The organism is Vreelandella glaciei (genome assembly GCF_013415125.1).
In the GTDB taxonomy this organism is placed as follows: domain Bacteria; phylum Pseudomonadota; class Gammaproteobacteria; order Pseudomonadales; family Halomonadaceae; genus Vreelandella; species Vreelandella glaciei.
Map to the genome: position 1 here is coordinate 18607 of NZ_JACCDE010000018.1, position 13975 is coordinate 32581.

Sequence of the window (13975 nt, forward strand, 5' to 3'; positions counted from 1 at the left end):
AAAGGAAACCGCCACCATGGTGAACTACCTGTACGGCTTGCCATCCTTTATCGCCTATCTAGTCACGGCGATCGTACTGCTCGCCGCCTTTATGTACTGCTACAGCCGCATTACTCCGCACCACGAGTGGACGCTGATTCGCGAAGGTAACGCAGCCGCCGCCTCTGCCTACGGCGGCTCGATTCTGGGTTTTACGATTCCGCTTTACAGCGCGATGGCACACTCAATCAATTTTATCGATTTTGTACTCTGGGGCGTCGTCGCCTTTATTGTTCAGTTGGCCACCTTCTTCGCGGTTAAGCTGTTTCTGCGTAAACAGGGCGAAAGCCTGTCTCAACACATCACCGAAGGTCACCAGGCCTACGGCATTTTGATGGCCAGCGTGGCCGTGGCAGTCGGCTTACTCAACGCCGCTTCGATGACGTGGTAAAGGAGAAAGCCTGCATGTCTAAACACGATCACACCCCTCATTTGCCACGCCGCAAGCGCAGCGGGCGCTTGTCATTAGCGATGATGGGCGCTAGCGCCTTTGGTCTTACTGCCTGTGGCCAACCGCCCCAGGAAGAGCAAATCACCGAGATCGAATTTGACGAGCCACGCAGCTTTGAAAGTGTCGAAGCCTGCGTCGCTGAAAATGTCTATACCCGTAGCGCCTGTGAAGATGCCTACGAAGCGTCCTTGGAAGCGGTGCCGCGTTATAGCACCCTGGAAGAGTGCGAAGCTGAGAATGGTGAAGGCGCTTGCACCGCGCCAACCGAAGAACAGTCACAAGCGGCGACGGGTAGCACCGGTGGTAGTTGGTTTATGCCCGCCATGATGGGTTATATGGTCGGCAGCATGATGTCCAACACCAACCGTGGACGCTCCTTCGAGCGGGTTTACCAAGAGCCGGTTTACCGCAATCGTCAAAACCAGGGCAACTGGAACACCGCTACCAATCAGGCGACCCAGCGCGTCACCCAGCGTAATGATGCAATGCGCAGCTCAGTGGCAACCTCTCAGCGCCGTGGCTTTGGCTCGCGCTCTTCTGCCCGCGGCGGTTGGGGCTCCTAACCCCTAGGCAAACATTACTATGCTGCGAATCGATATCCCTGAACGAAGCAACTGGAAAGCCCTCGCTCACGAGCTGGGCTTTCATTTTCATACCATCGACGGGGAGCCTTACTGGAAAGAGGACGCCTACTACCAGTTCACCCTCGAGCAGGTAGAGCGTGATATTGAAGGCCCTACCGAGGCAGTGCATGAGATGTGCATGGAGCTGGTGGATAAGGTCTGCCACTCCAATGCGCTTATGCAGCGTTTGGCGCTGCCCGAACATATGTGGGACAGCATCCACAACTCCTGGAAGTCGGGTCAGCCGCACCTCTATGGACGAATGGATTTTGCCTATTCAGGCGATGGCCCGGCGAAACTGTTGGAGCTCAACTACGACACCCCTACCTCGCTCTACGAAGCGGGCTTTTTTCAGTGGGTATGGCTTGAGCAGGCCATTGCCCAGGGCATCCTGCCCCGCCATGCGGATCAGTACAACTCGATTCAAGAGCGCCTGCTCAATGCCATGGCGCACCTTGGTGACCGCATAGAAGCGCGAACGCTCTACTTCTCCTGCATCAAAGATAACCCCGAAGAGCGTGCCACCGTGCACTACTTACAGGATGTCGCGGTACAGGCCGGTCTTAACGCGCCGTTTATCTACACCGAAGATATTGGCCTGCGCCCTGGGGCTGAGCACTTTGTAGACTTGGATAACCAGCCCATCCACGCGCTGTTCAAACTCTACCCCTGGGAAGAGATGGCCGACGATGCGTTTGGCGAGTATATCCCGCAGCTAAACACCCACTGGTTTGAGCCGCCCTGGAAAGCGATTCTCTCTAATAAGGGAATTCTGCCCCTGCTATGGGAGCACTTTAAGGGCCACCCCAATCTGCTACCGGCGTTTTTCGAGGATGCCAATAGCCCGCCGCTGCCAGCAGGCTGGGTGCGCAAACCGTTTTTTTCCCGGGAAGGCAGTAACGTAGAACTGATCACCCCCGCCGGGCAACAAGAAGCCGTTGATGGCCCCTATACCGACAGCCCATGGATTCGTCAGGCGTACCACCCCATGCCGCGCTTTGGTAACAATCACGCCTTAATTGGCAGTTGGGTGGTGGGTGACCGCGCTTGCGGTATGGGCATTCGCGAAGACGTTGGCCGCATCACCAAAGACTCTTCCTGCTTTGTGCCCCACGCGATTGTCTAAACAGACGCACCAAATTCCACTTATTAGCGCTGGACATTGCTCCCTAAAAAAGCTGAAATCATCCGTACTACTTTAAGTATTACTTTCGTGAGCAGAGGGGCATCACCCCTTCACTTTTTTATCCTGAATATTACCCAACAGCATTAACACTAGGGTTTGAAAGCCTAGATGTCGTTGCGTCTTCAGGGCCACCGTTTACTTTGGAGCAACGGCGAACATGATGGCGCGCTGGAAATCCCTACCTTTACGGCTTCGGCTATTTCTCTCCTTTGGGACGGTCTTAGCGCTCGCAATGCTCCTGGCGCTCTATCTTCAAGCGCGTACCCACAGCCAAGCACAGCTGAACAACCTGCTTAATCAAGAGCTACCGGCACAGGTTGAAGGGCTAGCAGCACATGTGAACCTTAACCTTAGCCAGGATCTAGCCATTTCCGAAAGCCTGGCCAATAGCTATTTTATTGAGCAGTGGGTGCGCGACGGTCTGCCTGAAGAGCGACAAAACGACATTACCCGCTACCTTGAGCGCCTTATGGAGCAGTTAGACACCGAACTGCTGTTTATCGCCGCTCAATACCGGGGGCGTGGCTACTATTTTCAATTGCGCGATGGCGAATTTCTGCAGCGTGTTATTCAGCCCCCCGGCAGCGAAGATGACTGGTACTACCACTTTACTGACAGCGGCAACGCTTATGAGCTAAATTTAGATAGCGACACCTTTTCACCCGATGATGCCTTTGTGTACGTCAATTATCGCAGCGCGGTAAATGCGACCAACGGTCGACCGCTAGTGGTGGCCGGCGCGGGGCTTGATCTCTCCCAAATGGCCAGCTTAATTGATGACTTTCGCTTAGGTGACACCGGCCACGCTTCGCTGCTCAGCGCTGAAGGCGAGCTGCTCGTTCGCAGTGGTGGAAATATTCGTAGTGATGAAACAGCGCCTATTGGCGGGACAGCGGTGGAGTCCTTAACAGAGCAATCGGCCCAGCGTCTGCTGCGTGATGAACGGCTCCAGGTACAAGAGATTGAGCGCGACGGCCAAATTTTCCTGATTAACACACGCTGGCTGCCCGAACTGCAGCGCTACCTGATGGTGGAAGTCGATAAAGAGGCGTATCTGGCGTCCACCCGTGAGCGCTTCCTGGAGTCCAGCGGTATAGGCCTGCTCATTTTGCTCGTCGGGTTACTGGTGCTCTACCCGCTGACCGGCAGACTCATCCGCCCACTGATTGATTTCCAGCGCCAGTTGAAAGATATCACCCTCAGCCTGGACCTTTCGCGGCGGGTCAGCACCGACGACAAAGCAGAGCTTGGCGACTTAGCGGATCAAACCAACGAGCTCCTTGAGCGCCTCTCCCGCGCGATTGCGGCGGTGGCCAAGAACGCTCAGGCGCTAACCCAAGTCGCCGACCGGCTCGCGAAAACGGCCGGGCTTTCCGGTGTGCACGGCAGTGATATTGACCAGGAAGCGAGCCAAACCATGGCCGCAGCGGTTGAGGAGATGGCCTCTTCGGTGGCTGAAATCACCTCCACCATGGAAGAACTCTCAACCTCATCAACCCAAATTGCCGACCACTCCCAATCAGTGGTCGACGTTGCCAACCAGACGCTGGAACGCAGCCGAAAAGGCAGTTCGGCTATGCAGCTGCTACAGTCAAAAATGCAGGATATCCGCAGCGACAGCGAGCAGAGCCTGACCGAGATCATGACGCTGGGGGCGAAATCCAAACAGATTAACAAAGTCATGGAATTGATCAACACCCTGGCCGCCCAGACCAAACTGATCGCCTTTAATGCTGCCTTGGAAGCCTCTAGCGCAGGGGAGTCGGGGCGACGCTTTTCCGTCGTTGCCAGCGAGATACGCCGTCTTGCTGACAGCGTGACCGACTCTACCCAAGAGATTGAAGCACATACCGATGATATTCAGACAGCGATTAATCGCTTGGTGGTGGCCTCTGAAAAAGGCGCCTCCTCCATCGAGCAGGGCGTTGAAGCCAGCATGAGTACCGCCCAGGACCTGGAGGCACTGCTAAAGGCGGCGAGTCAAACCAGCAGCGCGGCCCAACAGATATCGCTGTCTACTCAGCAGCAAAAAACCGCCAGTAGCCAGGTGGTGATGGCGCTGCGTGATATTGATACGGCCAGTTCACGCAACGCACACTCGGTGCGCAGCATTACCGACATCAGCCAGGACATGATCCATATGTCGGCTGAGCTTAACGCGCTGGTGCAGGAGTTCACCCTAACAAATAAAGACCGCTGATAAGGATACCGGATGAGTGTAATTCGGGTAGTCATTACCGACGACAGCCAAGTAGCCCGCGACGTGCTACGCGATATCCTCAGCCGAGACGATGATATTGAGATCGTGGGTGAAGCCACTAACGGCCGCGAAGCGGTGGAGCTGGCCAAACGCCTTGCGCCACAGCTGATCACCATGGATCTCAACATGCCGGTGATGGATGGCCTAAGCGCTATCGAAGAGATCATGTACAGCAAAGGCGTGCCCATCCTGGTGATTAGCGACCGCTCCGATGCGCAAACGGCCTATCAAGCCCTTGAGGTGGGCGCGCTGGAAGTGATGCCTAAACCCGCATTGGAAGGGGCCGATGCAGAGCGCCTTTTGGAGCGGGTGCGCCTGCTCGCCGGTGTTGCGGTGATCACTCGCCTGCGGCGGCGCGTTACAACGCCCGCGCCCCTACTCGCCCTACCAACCCTGCCAGCTACCCCAGGTGGGGTACCGCGGGATTTCCAACACGTGGTCGCGATCGCATGCTCAACCGGTGGGCCGCAAGCCTTAGTGCGTCTGTTGCGCACGCTACCTGCCGGGTTTCCAGCACCTATTGTGATCGCCCAGCACATCAGTCATGGGTTTATCGATGGCATGGCGCAATGGCTGGCATCGCTGTGTGCCATGCCGGTGAGTGTTGGCCAAAAGGGTGAGCAGCTGCGCCCTGGGCATATTTACTTATCGCCGTCAGAAAGCGACTTATGTGTGACGCCACGCCATCGCTTCCAGCTTCAGTCCAGCCCCGAAAACTCACTTTACCACCCCAGCTGCGATGTACTGTTGCAAAGCGTCGCCGAGGTCTATGGCAGTGATGCGATTGGTATTATTTTGACCGGTATGGGCCGCGATGGCGTTAATGGCATGCGGGCTATTTATCAGGCAGGCGGTATTACTTTCGCACAAGATGAAACCAGTTCAGTAATTTACGGCATGAATCAGGAAGCCGTCAAAGCCGGTGTCATACAGTATGTATTACCCCTTGATAGCCTTCCGGATCGACTGCTGCGCGATGTGCGTGGCTACTCATATAGCCGGCCGGGGCCTCTGGCATGAGCGCATTGGCCCCCTTTAAAGCCTTGGTGCATCAACGTTGTGGTTTACACCTTGAGGGCTTAGCCGAAGCCCGGCTATTCCGGGCGGTGGCCAGCTTACAAGCCTCCACGGGGCTAACCGGCACCACCCAGCTCCTCGGGCAATTACGCCGCGACCCGGCGCTATTCGATCAATTTGTCAGCCAGCTAACGGTCAATGAAACCTATTTTTGTCGCGAGCCAGATGCTCTGAACTGGTTGGTCAGCACCTACCTGCCCGAGCGTTTAGCGGCAGAGCAACCGCCGCTCTCTATCTTCAGCGCAGGCTGTTCATCCGGCGAAGAGCCCTATAGCGTGGCGATGATGCTGTTCGAGCGCTTTGGCGAGCGGGCCAAAGCGTTGTTCACCCTCACCGGCGGCGACCTGGATCACCAAGTCCTTACCAAGGCGCGCCAAGCGGTGTATGGGGGCATGGCGTTTCGCGCGCTCTCTCCCGACTTTAAAGCGCGTTACTTTAGCCCCTACCAGGGCCGCTACAAGCTTCACGAATCTTTGCGTCAGTGGGTAACCTTTCGCCCATTTAATCTATTAAACGCCGATGAGAGCAGTGCAGGCGGCCCCTTTGATGTAATTCTTTTTCGCAATGTGTCGATCTACTTTGACCAGCAGACGCGGCGCCGTATTCATCAGCAGCTTGGCCAGTTGCTGGCCCCGAACGGCATTTTACTCTGCGGCGTCACCGAAACCTTGGGTAACGATCTCGGTGTTTTCGAACTGGTCGAAGCCCAGGGCGTATTTTACTTTCGCCATGCAGAGCAACCCGCGGCAGTGCCAGCGGCTCCCCTTCAGCCTGTCTTGCCCACGATGGGCACCAAAGCTGATGAAAGTATCAACGACGGTGAGGGCGCAAATAAAAAGCTAGCGTTAGCCAGCAGCGCTGATTTAGCGCCCGAGGCCCCACTTGAGCCCGCAGCGGAAAATGAACGACTTGACAGCATTACCCAGCAACTGCACACCGCCCATCAGTTGCTCGATCAAAACGCCTTTAACGACGCCGCTGCAATGCTAGAAGCGCTGCTTAAGCACCAGCCGTGGTTGATCGACGCGCTAGTACTGGCCGGGCTGGTCGCCCGTTGGCAGCAGCAGCCCAATCAGGCCTACGACTATTTTAAGCGGGCCATTTACGTTGCGCCGGAGTGTTGGCCCGCGCACTTCTATTTAGCTGAACTTTATCGCCAGGGTGAACTGACCGACGAGCCATTACAGCGCAAACAGCGCTATGCCGCGGTGGTGCGTTTGCTGACCACCGTGCCCACCTCAAATGGTGGGCTAGACACGATCGCCCCGCCGTTACCGCCAGGCGATGCGCGCTTTCTAGCCGAACGTTATCTAAAAGCGGCCAACACCACACTGGCATCGACCAGTACCACACAGGGAGTGGGTTAATATGGCGCTGGATATTCACCGCTTTATACAGCGCTTTGTGGAAGAGGCAGCCGACCACCTACCCCGCCTGCGCGAAGGGATCAGCGCATTGGAGCAAGGCCAGGCTGAACGCGAACAGATCAACGAGCTGTTCCGCGCAGCGCATACGCTGAAAGGCTCGTCGCGAATGCTGAAACTGGTGCCGATTACGGCGCTTTCCCATAGCACTGAAGAGTTGCTCAGCGCGCTGCGCGATGGCACCCTAACCGCAACACCAACGGTTACCAGTTTGCTCAACCAGGCGGTTGACGGGCTTTCTGACTTGGTCAGTCGGCTAGCCGACGGGGCGACAGGCGACGACTTACCCGCAGCTGATGAGGCGTTGTGTAGCGCCCTTGAAAATGCTGCTCACGGTCAACCCCCAACCCAGCACAGCACCCCCGATACGCCCACGCCACCTTCGTCCTCATCAACGTCCTCCGCTACGCTGGTGACCGAGAACGAACTGCGCCTTAGTGACACCGTGCGGGTTCGCTTGGATCGCCTAGACGATGTTATTCGTTTGATGGGTGAAGTGCTTTCCGGCCACCATCACTTACATGGGTTAGTTGACCAAGCCCGTGAGCTAAGCACCACGCTCCCTGCCGAGCAGCAGGCGCCCTTTCACGCCTTTCACCGTGAGCTGAAAGATAGCGTGTTAAGCCACGAGTCGTTGATGAGCGACCTACACGACCGGGCACTGCAAATGCGCATGCTGCCGCTAAGCGTGGTGTTTGACCCGCTGGCGCATATGTCCAGAGAGCTGGCCCAGTCACTCGGCAAACAGGTCGACTGCCGCGTGCAGGGTAGCGAGATCGAACTTGATCGCCAGATGATTGATCGCCTGTCAGACCCGCTCATTCACCTGCTGCGTAACGCCTTGGATCACGGCTTAGAGCTTCCTGCCGAACGCCAGACAGCAGGCAAGCCTTCCCGCGGGCAGCTGGTTATCGAAGCCTGGCAAGACGCTGATTGGGTAGTGGTTGAGATGCGTGATGATGGCGCGGGAATCGCACTGGACGCGGTGCGTCAGAAAGCACTCGCCAAACAGCTGATCAACGAAGAGCAGTTGAATGCGCTAAGCGAACAGGAGACGTTGGAGCTTATTTTTCTGCCAGGCTTCTCTACCAAAAGCATGATTACCGACTTTTCTGGGCGCGGCGTGGGCATGGATGTGGTCAAACGCACCGTGGTGGACGAGTTTAACGGCGACTTGCAGCTTGCCAGCGAGCCCGGCAGCGGCACGCGCTTTACCCTGCGCCTGCCGCTCTCGCTGGCGATGATGCGGGTACTGCTGGTCAGCGTCGGCGGTGTCAACCTAGGCGTCACCGCGCCTTACGTATCAGAATTGGTAGAGTGCTCATCACACTCATTCATTGATGCCGCCGGACAGCGCACGTTGATTTTACGCAACGAATTCGTGCCGGTGGTATCGCTTGCCCAACTGCTTGAGCTACCCACGACGACTGCCGCTACTGATAACACCCTACTGCTGGTCGTCCACCAGCGACACCAGAAACTCGCCCTGATTATCGATTCACTGATTGATGAACGCGATATGGTGATCAAGCCACTACCCGCGCATCTACGTTATTTACCCTTGGTATCGGGCATGGTGTCAATGGGCCGCAATGCGCTGGTTAGCCTGCTGCATGTGCCCGCGTTACTGGAAGCCACCCGGCACAATGCCCTGCGTCCTAGCCATGAGCGGGCATCCCCCACTCTCGCGAAACGTATTTTGGTGGTCGATGACTCACTGAATACACGTGAAATTGAAAAAGACGTGCTCGAAGCATGGGGCTACCACGTCACGCTGGCCGAAAATGGTCGTGACGGCTTAGCCAAAGCACTGGCGGAACCGTTTGATGCGGTACTTACCGACGTCGAGATGCCGGTAATGGATGGTTTTGCGCTGACCTCCCAACTGCGCGAAAATGAGGTTTATCGTCATCGGCCGATTATTATTATCACCTCGCGGGAAAAAGAGGCGGATCGGCGTCGTGGCATCGAGGTCGGTGCCGACGCCTATATCGTCAAGGGCAGTTTTGATCAAAACAATTTAATAGAGACGCTCCAGGCCCTATTGGGCTAACGAGAAACGTTATGAACACCACCGTTAATGACACAATAATCATGAGGTCAAGGAATGCATATCCTGGTCGTAGACGACGATCCGCTTGCCGGAGAAATGACGGCGGCACTGCTTGAGTCTCAGGGTCATGAGCCTCTGCTGGCCAATGACGCGATGGAAGCCGTCGAGCAGTTAGACGCTCACAGTGATATCAAACTGATCGTCAGCGATATGCATATGCCCCTGGTCAGTGGATTAGCGCTGTTGGCGATGCTGCGCGAGCAAGATAATCACCTGCCGTTTATTTTACTCACTGGGGACATCCCGGATGCAGCCCTACGGCAGACACCGGGCCTTGATGCCTGTTTGTGTAAAGATGCCGAGCTGGCCTGCAACCTGGAAGCTGCCGTGAAACAGGCTCTCGACAGCTAAGCAACGCTGAATGCGATGGAATGGACAATTGATGGAATGGACCGCCGCTTTCGATCACTTACGTAGGTAGTTTGATGTCTAAGCCCGCCCCTTCGCTGCACGATAAGCTGAACCAGCTGCGTGAGCGTTTTATTGAGCAGCTTCCGTCCCGCTTAGCGCAAACCGCCGAGCTGTGGCAGCAGAGTCGCACGACGAGCGAAGAACAGGCGCGGCTCGCGCCAGAGCTGCACCGCTTCTTTCATAGTTTGAAAGGAACCGGGAGGTCGCTGGGGTTTGAGCGGCTTGCCCTACTGGCAGATCAGGCGCAGGAGGCGCTCACTACCTCCCCCACCCGCGCCGATATCGATACGTTTATCAGTCAATTGCTTCTCCAGCTGGGTCACGAACAGCAGCACCTGCGTTCCCGCCACGGTCAACAGCAGGCACTGGCGGCCGTACACAGCTTCGAGCTTACCAGCCCGGTTGAACCGCTTAGCAATAAGCGCCAGCGGTTAATCTACCTGTGCGACGATGAGCCAGAGCAGGTCGATCAATTAATCCATCACTTGCGCTGCTTCGGTCATGAAGTCGAGCATTTTATCGACACGGAGACATTCTTTAACGCCGTGCTCACGCGTCGCCCTGACGCGGTGATCATGGATGTGCAGTTTCCCCAGGGCCAGACGGCAGGCACTGAAACCCTGACCAGCTTGAATAAACTGACCGGCCAACCACTCCCCGCCATCGTTTTGTCGGCCCACAGTGACTTTCACTCGCGCCTGAGTGCCGTTCGTGCAGGCTGCGGCGGCTACTTTACCAAGCCGGTAAAGCCACTAGATCTTATGTTGGCAGTGGATGAGCTCACCGCGCCGGCGACGGAAGAGCCGTTGAAGGTGCTAGTGGTGGATGATGAGCCTGAAGCAGCTGCCTACCACGCCTTGCTGCTTGAAGAGGGCGGGATGAGTACTCATCAGGTGCACCATCCCGCCGATGCGCTCAATGCCATGGAGCGCTTTAGCCCTGATTTACTGCTGGTCGATGTGTATATGCCAGTGTGTTCGGGTGAAGAACTGGCGACGATTATTCGTCAGCAGCCGGAATACCTGGGGCTACCGATTATCTATCTCTCCAGCGAAACCGATAGCCAAAAGCAGATTTCCGCCATGTCCGCAGGGGTTGAAGCCTTTCTTACCAAACCCGTACAGCCCGAAGAGCTAGTCTCTGCTGTGCGGCTACGCGCCGAACGCCTACGCTTGCTGCGTTCATTAATGACTCGCGACAGCATGACCGGGCTATATAACCACAGCACTACCACAGAGCTGATCAATAAAACCCTTGCCCAAGCCCACCGCGAAGATAGCCAGCACGCCATGGCAATGATCGATATCGATCACTTTAAACAGGTTAACGATACTCATGGCCACTTGGCGGGCGACCAGGTGATTATCACCTTGGCGAGGCTATTGAAAACCCGCCTGCGGCTATCCGACATTATCGGCCGCTACGGCGGTGAAGAGTTTGTCGTGCTGCTGAAAGACATCTCTGCAGAAAAAGCGGCTACATTAATCGACAGCCTGCGCGAGGATTTTGCACTGGTCGATTTTCATGCCGGTGACGTTCGCTTTCGCTGCACCTTCAGCGTGGGGATAGGCAGTTTCCCCGCGCAACCCTCTACCGAATCCATGCGCTTAAGCGCCGACCAAGCGCTCTACCGTGCCAAGCACCAAGGCCGCAACCAAGTAGTGCTAGCAACGGAGCTAACCGATGACCGCTGAAGATCCCCGCGACGGCGTGGCGAATGACCGGCCGTTGGCCACTCTAAGCTTGAACGATGCCTTAGCGGCGCAAAGCGATAGTGAAACGGTGGTGGATGTTGATGAGCCCACCCAGCAGCTAGTGCTCTTTCGTCTCGATGACCAGCGGTTTGCGCTGCCCGGTAGCGCGGTAAGCGAAATTTTACCCAGCGACCAGCCCGTCTATTATGTACCAGGGCTGCCCGCCTCTACCGAAGGCGTACTGCACCTACGCGGCAAAATTGAGTCCGTTATTAGCCTGCATCAGCTACTCGGTTTACCTACACCGGAAGTCACCTCTAAAGGTATGATTTTGTTAGTCCGCGCAGCGGGGGTGACGAGTGGCGTGCGTATTGAGCAACTTGACGATGTCTGCGAGGTCACCCAGAGCATGCTGCAAGCTCCGCCAGAAACGCTTCCCGGCACGTTGCGCCCGTATGTCAGCGCACTGTGGCAGATAGATGAGCGCCAAGCGCTTGCCCTGCTTGACCCTGAAGCGCTGTTCGACGCCTACCGGCAGGGGTTGGGTTAAGGTGCCCCAGCAACTAGACCAGCATGCGCAGGCCCAGGTTGCGCTGGTGGTGTTTCGCGTAGGGCCTTACCGTGCTGCCCTGGATGCATGCCATGTGCTCGCCATGACGAATCACCCTACGGCATCGCGCACAGCCAATGCTCAATCGCTGCTCGACGAAGATGACGACCATGCCCCGCCTACCCGTTGGCTCACCCTGCGTGACGCTCAAACAGCCAGTGACAACCAAAACACTTGGCAACTAGGCGTAAGCGGTGACATTACGCTGCAGCAACTCCCTGCCAACAGGCTCTACCCGCTGCCTAAACTGCTGCTTTCCCGCCGATTTTCAACGGCGCTATGCGGCTTAGCCTTCGACCAGCAGCAGTTGGTGCTGCTACTGGATGCCCGCAAGCTTAATCCTTCGCTTTCTCAGGCCCCTGCTCTTAGCCAGCCAACCACAAACAGCTAATGGCATCGCCCTCGGCTATGTCGCTATTGGCCGGAATCACCGCAAAGGCGTCGGCGTTGATACACGACGAAAGCACGCCAGAGTTCTGATCATCAAAGGCCGTCGCCGTTACGCCGCTGGGCGAGAACTCAAGCGTTACGCGCATATAGTGCTCACGTGGGCCGGTGGAGGTAGCAAACTCAGCTTTCGCGGTCACCGCTGGCAGTGATGTTAGCGCCGGACAGCCCAGCATTGCGCCTAGCAAGGGGCGTAAAAACAGCCAGGCGCCGACAAACCCCGATACTGGATTGCCCGGCAGGCCAACAAATCGCGCCTGGCTGCCGTCACCGCGGGGTAAGCGGCCGAGCGCTAACGGCTTACCGGGGCGAATCGCCAGCTTCCACATATCGAGCTGGCCAATCGCTTCCAGCGCGGCTTTGACGTGATCTTCTTCGCCGACGCTCACGCCCCCGGTGGTGACCACCAGGTCTGCTTCAGCAGCGGCGGCCGTTAACAGTGCCACGGTGCGGTCGTAGTCATCCGGCACGCTAATGGTACTCACCACCTCAGCGCCAAAGTTCTCTAACAGGCGCCTAAGCATCGGCCGGTTTGAGTTGTAGAGCTGCCCCGGCTTTAACGGCGTGCCGGGATCGATAATCTCATCGCCCGTCGAGAGCAGCGCCACACGGGGGCGTCGGCGCACGCTGACCAGGGTAATCCCCTGACCTGCCAAGTGGCCAAGGGCCGCCGCTTCGAGCCGCTCACCGGCATTTAACAGTACGCTGCCTGCGCACACGTCGCGTCCTTGGCGGCGGACATTATCACCCGCTGGGATATTGGCAGGTATCAGCGCACGATCACCGTCGACTTCTACGCGCTCCTGCATCACCACGCAGTCAGCCCCAGGAGGGATCTCACCACCGGTAAAAATACGCGCGCAGCTTCCAGGCACAAGCGGTTTCGCCTGCGTGCCAGCGGCAATGCGTTGACTGACCGGCAGCCACTTCCCCGCATCAGCGGCGCGCAAGGCGTAGCCGTCCATCGCGCTATTATCGAAGGGTGGCACATCCAACTGGGCGGTGACGGCCTCGGCCAACACACGTCCACCGGCGGCTTCCAGCGGGATACTCTCTGCGTCGAGTGCGCGGACGCCTGCCAGTAGCGCTTCAAGCGCGGCTGATATCGGCTGTAAATCAACCATGCTGACCTCGGCCTGGGATGACCAGGTTGGCGAAGTTGCAGGGTTTGTGGCGGCTATCTAACTGCTCGGCCAGAATGCCGTCCCAGCCGGTTCGGCAGGCGCCGGTCGAGCCAGGTAGGCAGAACACTACCGTGGCGTTAGCTAGGCCACCTAGGCAGCGGCTTTGAATAGTGGAGCTGCCGATTTCCTCACCGCTTAGCTGACGAAAACGTTCGCCAAAGCCTTCAATGCGCTTATCCAGCAGCACAGAGATCGCTTCAGGGGTGGAGTCTCGGCCAGTAAAGCCGGTGCCACCGGTGGTGATCACCACCTGCACATCCGCTTCGGCGATCCAGTTCGCGACCACCGCGCGAATACGATAGACATCGTCTGGCACGATACGCTTTTCAGCGAGAGTGTGACCGGCACTGGTTAGCCGTTCGACCAGGGCTTGGCCGCTGCGATCCGTCTCTTCCGTGCGGGTATCGGAGACCGTGAGTACGGCTATGTTGAGGGGCACCATTGGCTCACTCATTG

General features: G+C 57.2%; 13 protein-coding genes. 11 read left to right on the forward strand and 2 right to left on the reverse strand.

Features of this window, described 5'->3' with window-relative positions; translation table 11 throughout:
- Nucleotides 1-16: 16 nt before the first annotated feature.
- The 11 genes from HZS80_RS12960 (at nt 17) to HZS80_RS13010 (ending at nt 12279) form a co-directional block, all read left to right on the forward strand.
- The gene (locus HZS80_RS12960; protein WP_179916319.1) at nt 17-430 is read left to right on the forward strand and encodes a DUF350 domain-containing protein; all 414 of its coding nucleotides are present in this window, start codon (nt 17-19) and stop codon (nt 428-430) included.
- A gap of 14 nt (nt 431-444) precedes the next feature.
- A complete protein-coding gene (locus tag HZS80_RS12965) occupies nt 445-1053 on the forward strand; it encodes a DUF1190 domain-containing protein (protein ID WP_035561183.1) in 609 nt (202 codons plus the stop codon).
- A gap of 19 nt (nt 1054-1072) precedes the next feature.
- Complete coding sequence (locus HZS80_RS12970) at nt 1073-2239, forward strand: glutathionylspermidine synthase family protein (RefSeq protein WP_035561180.1); 1167 nt, start codon at nt 1073-1075, stop codon at nt 2237-2239.
- Nucleotides 2240-2456: 217 nt separating this feature from the next.
- Nucleotides 2457-4499, forward strand: a complete 2043-nt coding sequence (locus HZS80_RS12975; RefSeq protein ID WP_035561176.1) for a methyl-accepting chemotaxis protein — start codon at nt 2457-2459, stop codon at nt 4497-4499.
- A 12-nt stretch (nt 4500-4511) separates the two neighbouring features.
- A complete protein-coding gene (gene cheB, locus HZS80_RS12980; RefSeq protein ID WP_035561173.1) occupies nt 4512-5579 on the forward strand; it encodes a chemotaxis-specific protein-glutamate methyltransferase CheB in 1068 nt (355 codons plus the stop codon).
- Nucleotides 5576-7003, forward strand: coding sequence for a CheR family methyltransferase (locus HZS80_RS12985; protein WP_179916320.1), 1428 nt, complete (start codon nt 5576-5578; stop codon nt 7001-7003). Before cheB ends, HZS80_RS12985 begins: the two co-directional genes overlap by 4 nt.
- Nucleotide 7004: 1 nt before the next feature.
- The gene (locus tag HZS80_RS12990) at nt 7005-9113 is read left to right on the forward strand and encodes a hybrid sensor histidine kinase/response regulator (RefSeq protein ID WP_179916321.1); all 2109 of its coding nucleotides are present in this window, start codon (nt 7005-7007) and stop codon (nt 9111-9113) included.
- 54 nt (nt 9114-9167) lie between these two features.
- Nucleotides 9168-9524, forward strand: coding sequence for a response regulator (locus HZS80_RS12995; protein ID WP_035561165.1), 357 nt, complete (start codon nt 9168-9170; stop codon nt 9522-9524).
- Between the two features lie 74 nt (nt 9525-9598).
- Nucleotides 9599-11278, forward strand: a complete 1680-nt coding sequence (locus tag HZS80_RS13000; protein ID WP_035561162.1) for a diguanylate cyclase — start codon at nt 9599-9601, stop codon at nt 11276-11278.
- Nucleotides 11268-11828, forward strand: coding sequence for a chemotaxis protein CheW (locus HZS80_RS13005; protein ID WP_035561160.1), 561 nt, complete (start codon nt 11268-11270; stop codon nt 11826-11828). The genes HZS80_RS13000 and HZS80_RS13005 overlap by 11 nt, the downstream gene beginning before the upstream one ends.
- Nucleotide 11829: 1 nt before the next feature.
- Complete coding sequence (locus HZS80_RS13010) at nt 11830-12279, forward strand: hypothetical protein (RefSeq protein ID WP_045812067.1); 450 nt, start codon at nt 11830-11832, stop codon at nt 12277-12279.
- Here the strand turns inward: HZS80_RS13010 and HZS80_RS13015 are convergent.
- The gene (locus tag HZS80_RS13015) at nt 12254-13459 is read right to left on the reverse strand and encodes a molybdopterin molybdotransferase MoeA (RefSeq protein WP_035561154.1); all 1206 of its coding nucleotides are present in this window, start codon (nt 13457-13459) and stop codon (nt 12254-12256) included. The genes HZS80_RS13010 and HZS80_RS13015 overlap by 26 nt on opposite strands.
- Nucleotides 13452-13973, reverse strand: a complete 522-nt coding sequence (gene moaB, locus HZS80_RS13020; protein WP_035561152.1) for a molybdenum cofactor biosynthesis protein B — start codon at nt 13971-13973, stop codon at nt 13452-13454. The genes HZS80_RS13015 and moaB overlap by 8 nt, the downstream gene beginning before the upstream one ends.
- Between the last annotated feature and the right edge of the window lie 2 nt (nt 13974-13975).

Excerpts from the sequence above, each read along its gene's own strand:
- HZS80_RS12975 (WP_035561176.1), top strand. The coding sequence starts at position 2,457 with ATGATGGCGCGCTGGAAATCCCTACCTTTACGGCTTCGGCTATTTCTC.
- HZS80_RS12995 (WP_035561165.1), top strand. The coding sequence starts at position 9,168 with ATGCATATCCTGGTCGTAGACGACGATCCGCTTGCCGGAGAAATGACG.
- HZS80_RS12985 (WP_179916320.1), top strand. The coding sequence starts at position 5,576 with ATGAGCGCATTGGCCCCCTTTAAAGCCTTGGTGCATCAACGTTGTGGT.
- HZS80_RS12965 (WP_035561183.1), top strand. The coding sequence starts at position 445 with ATGTCTAAACACGATCACACCCCTCATTTGCCACGCCGCAAGCGCAGC.
- cheB (WP_035561173.1), top strand. The coding sequence starts at position 4,512 with ATGAGTGTAATTCGGGTAGTCATTACCGACGACAGCCAAGTAGCCCGC.
- moaB (WP_035561152.1), bottom strand. The coding sequence starts at position 13,973 with ATGAGTGAGCCAATGGTGCCCCTCAACATAGCCGTACTCACGGTCTCC.
- HZS80_RS13015 (WP_035561154.1), bottom strand. The coding sequence starts at position 13,459 with ATGGTTGATTTACAGCCGATATCAGCCGCGCTTGAAGCGCTACTGGCA.
- HZS80_RS13000 (WP_035561162.1), top strand. The coding sequence starts at position 9,599 with ATGTCTAAGCCCGCCCCTTCGCTGCACGATAAGCTGAACCAGCTGCGT.
- HZS80_RS12960 (WP_179916319.1), top strand. The coding sequence starts at position 17 with ATGGTGAACTACCTGTACGGCTTGCCATCCTTTATCGCCTATCTAGTC.
- HZS80_RS12970 (WP_035561180.1), top strand. The coding sequence starts at position 1,073 with ATGCTGCGAATCGATATCCCTGAACGAAGCAACTGGAAAGCCCTCGCT.
- HZS80_RS12990 (WP_179916321.1), top strand. The coding sequence starts at position 7,005 with ATGGCGCTGGATATTCACCGCTTTATACAGCGCTTTGTGGAAGAGGCA.
- HZS80_RS13005 (WP_035561160.1), top strand. The coding sequence starts at position 11,268 with ATGACCGCTGAAGATCCCCGCGACGGCGTGGCGAATGACCGGCCGTTG.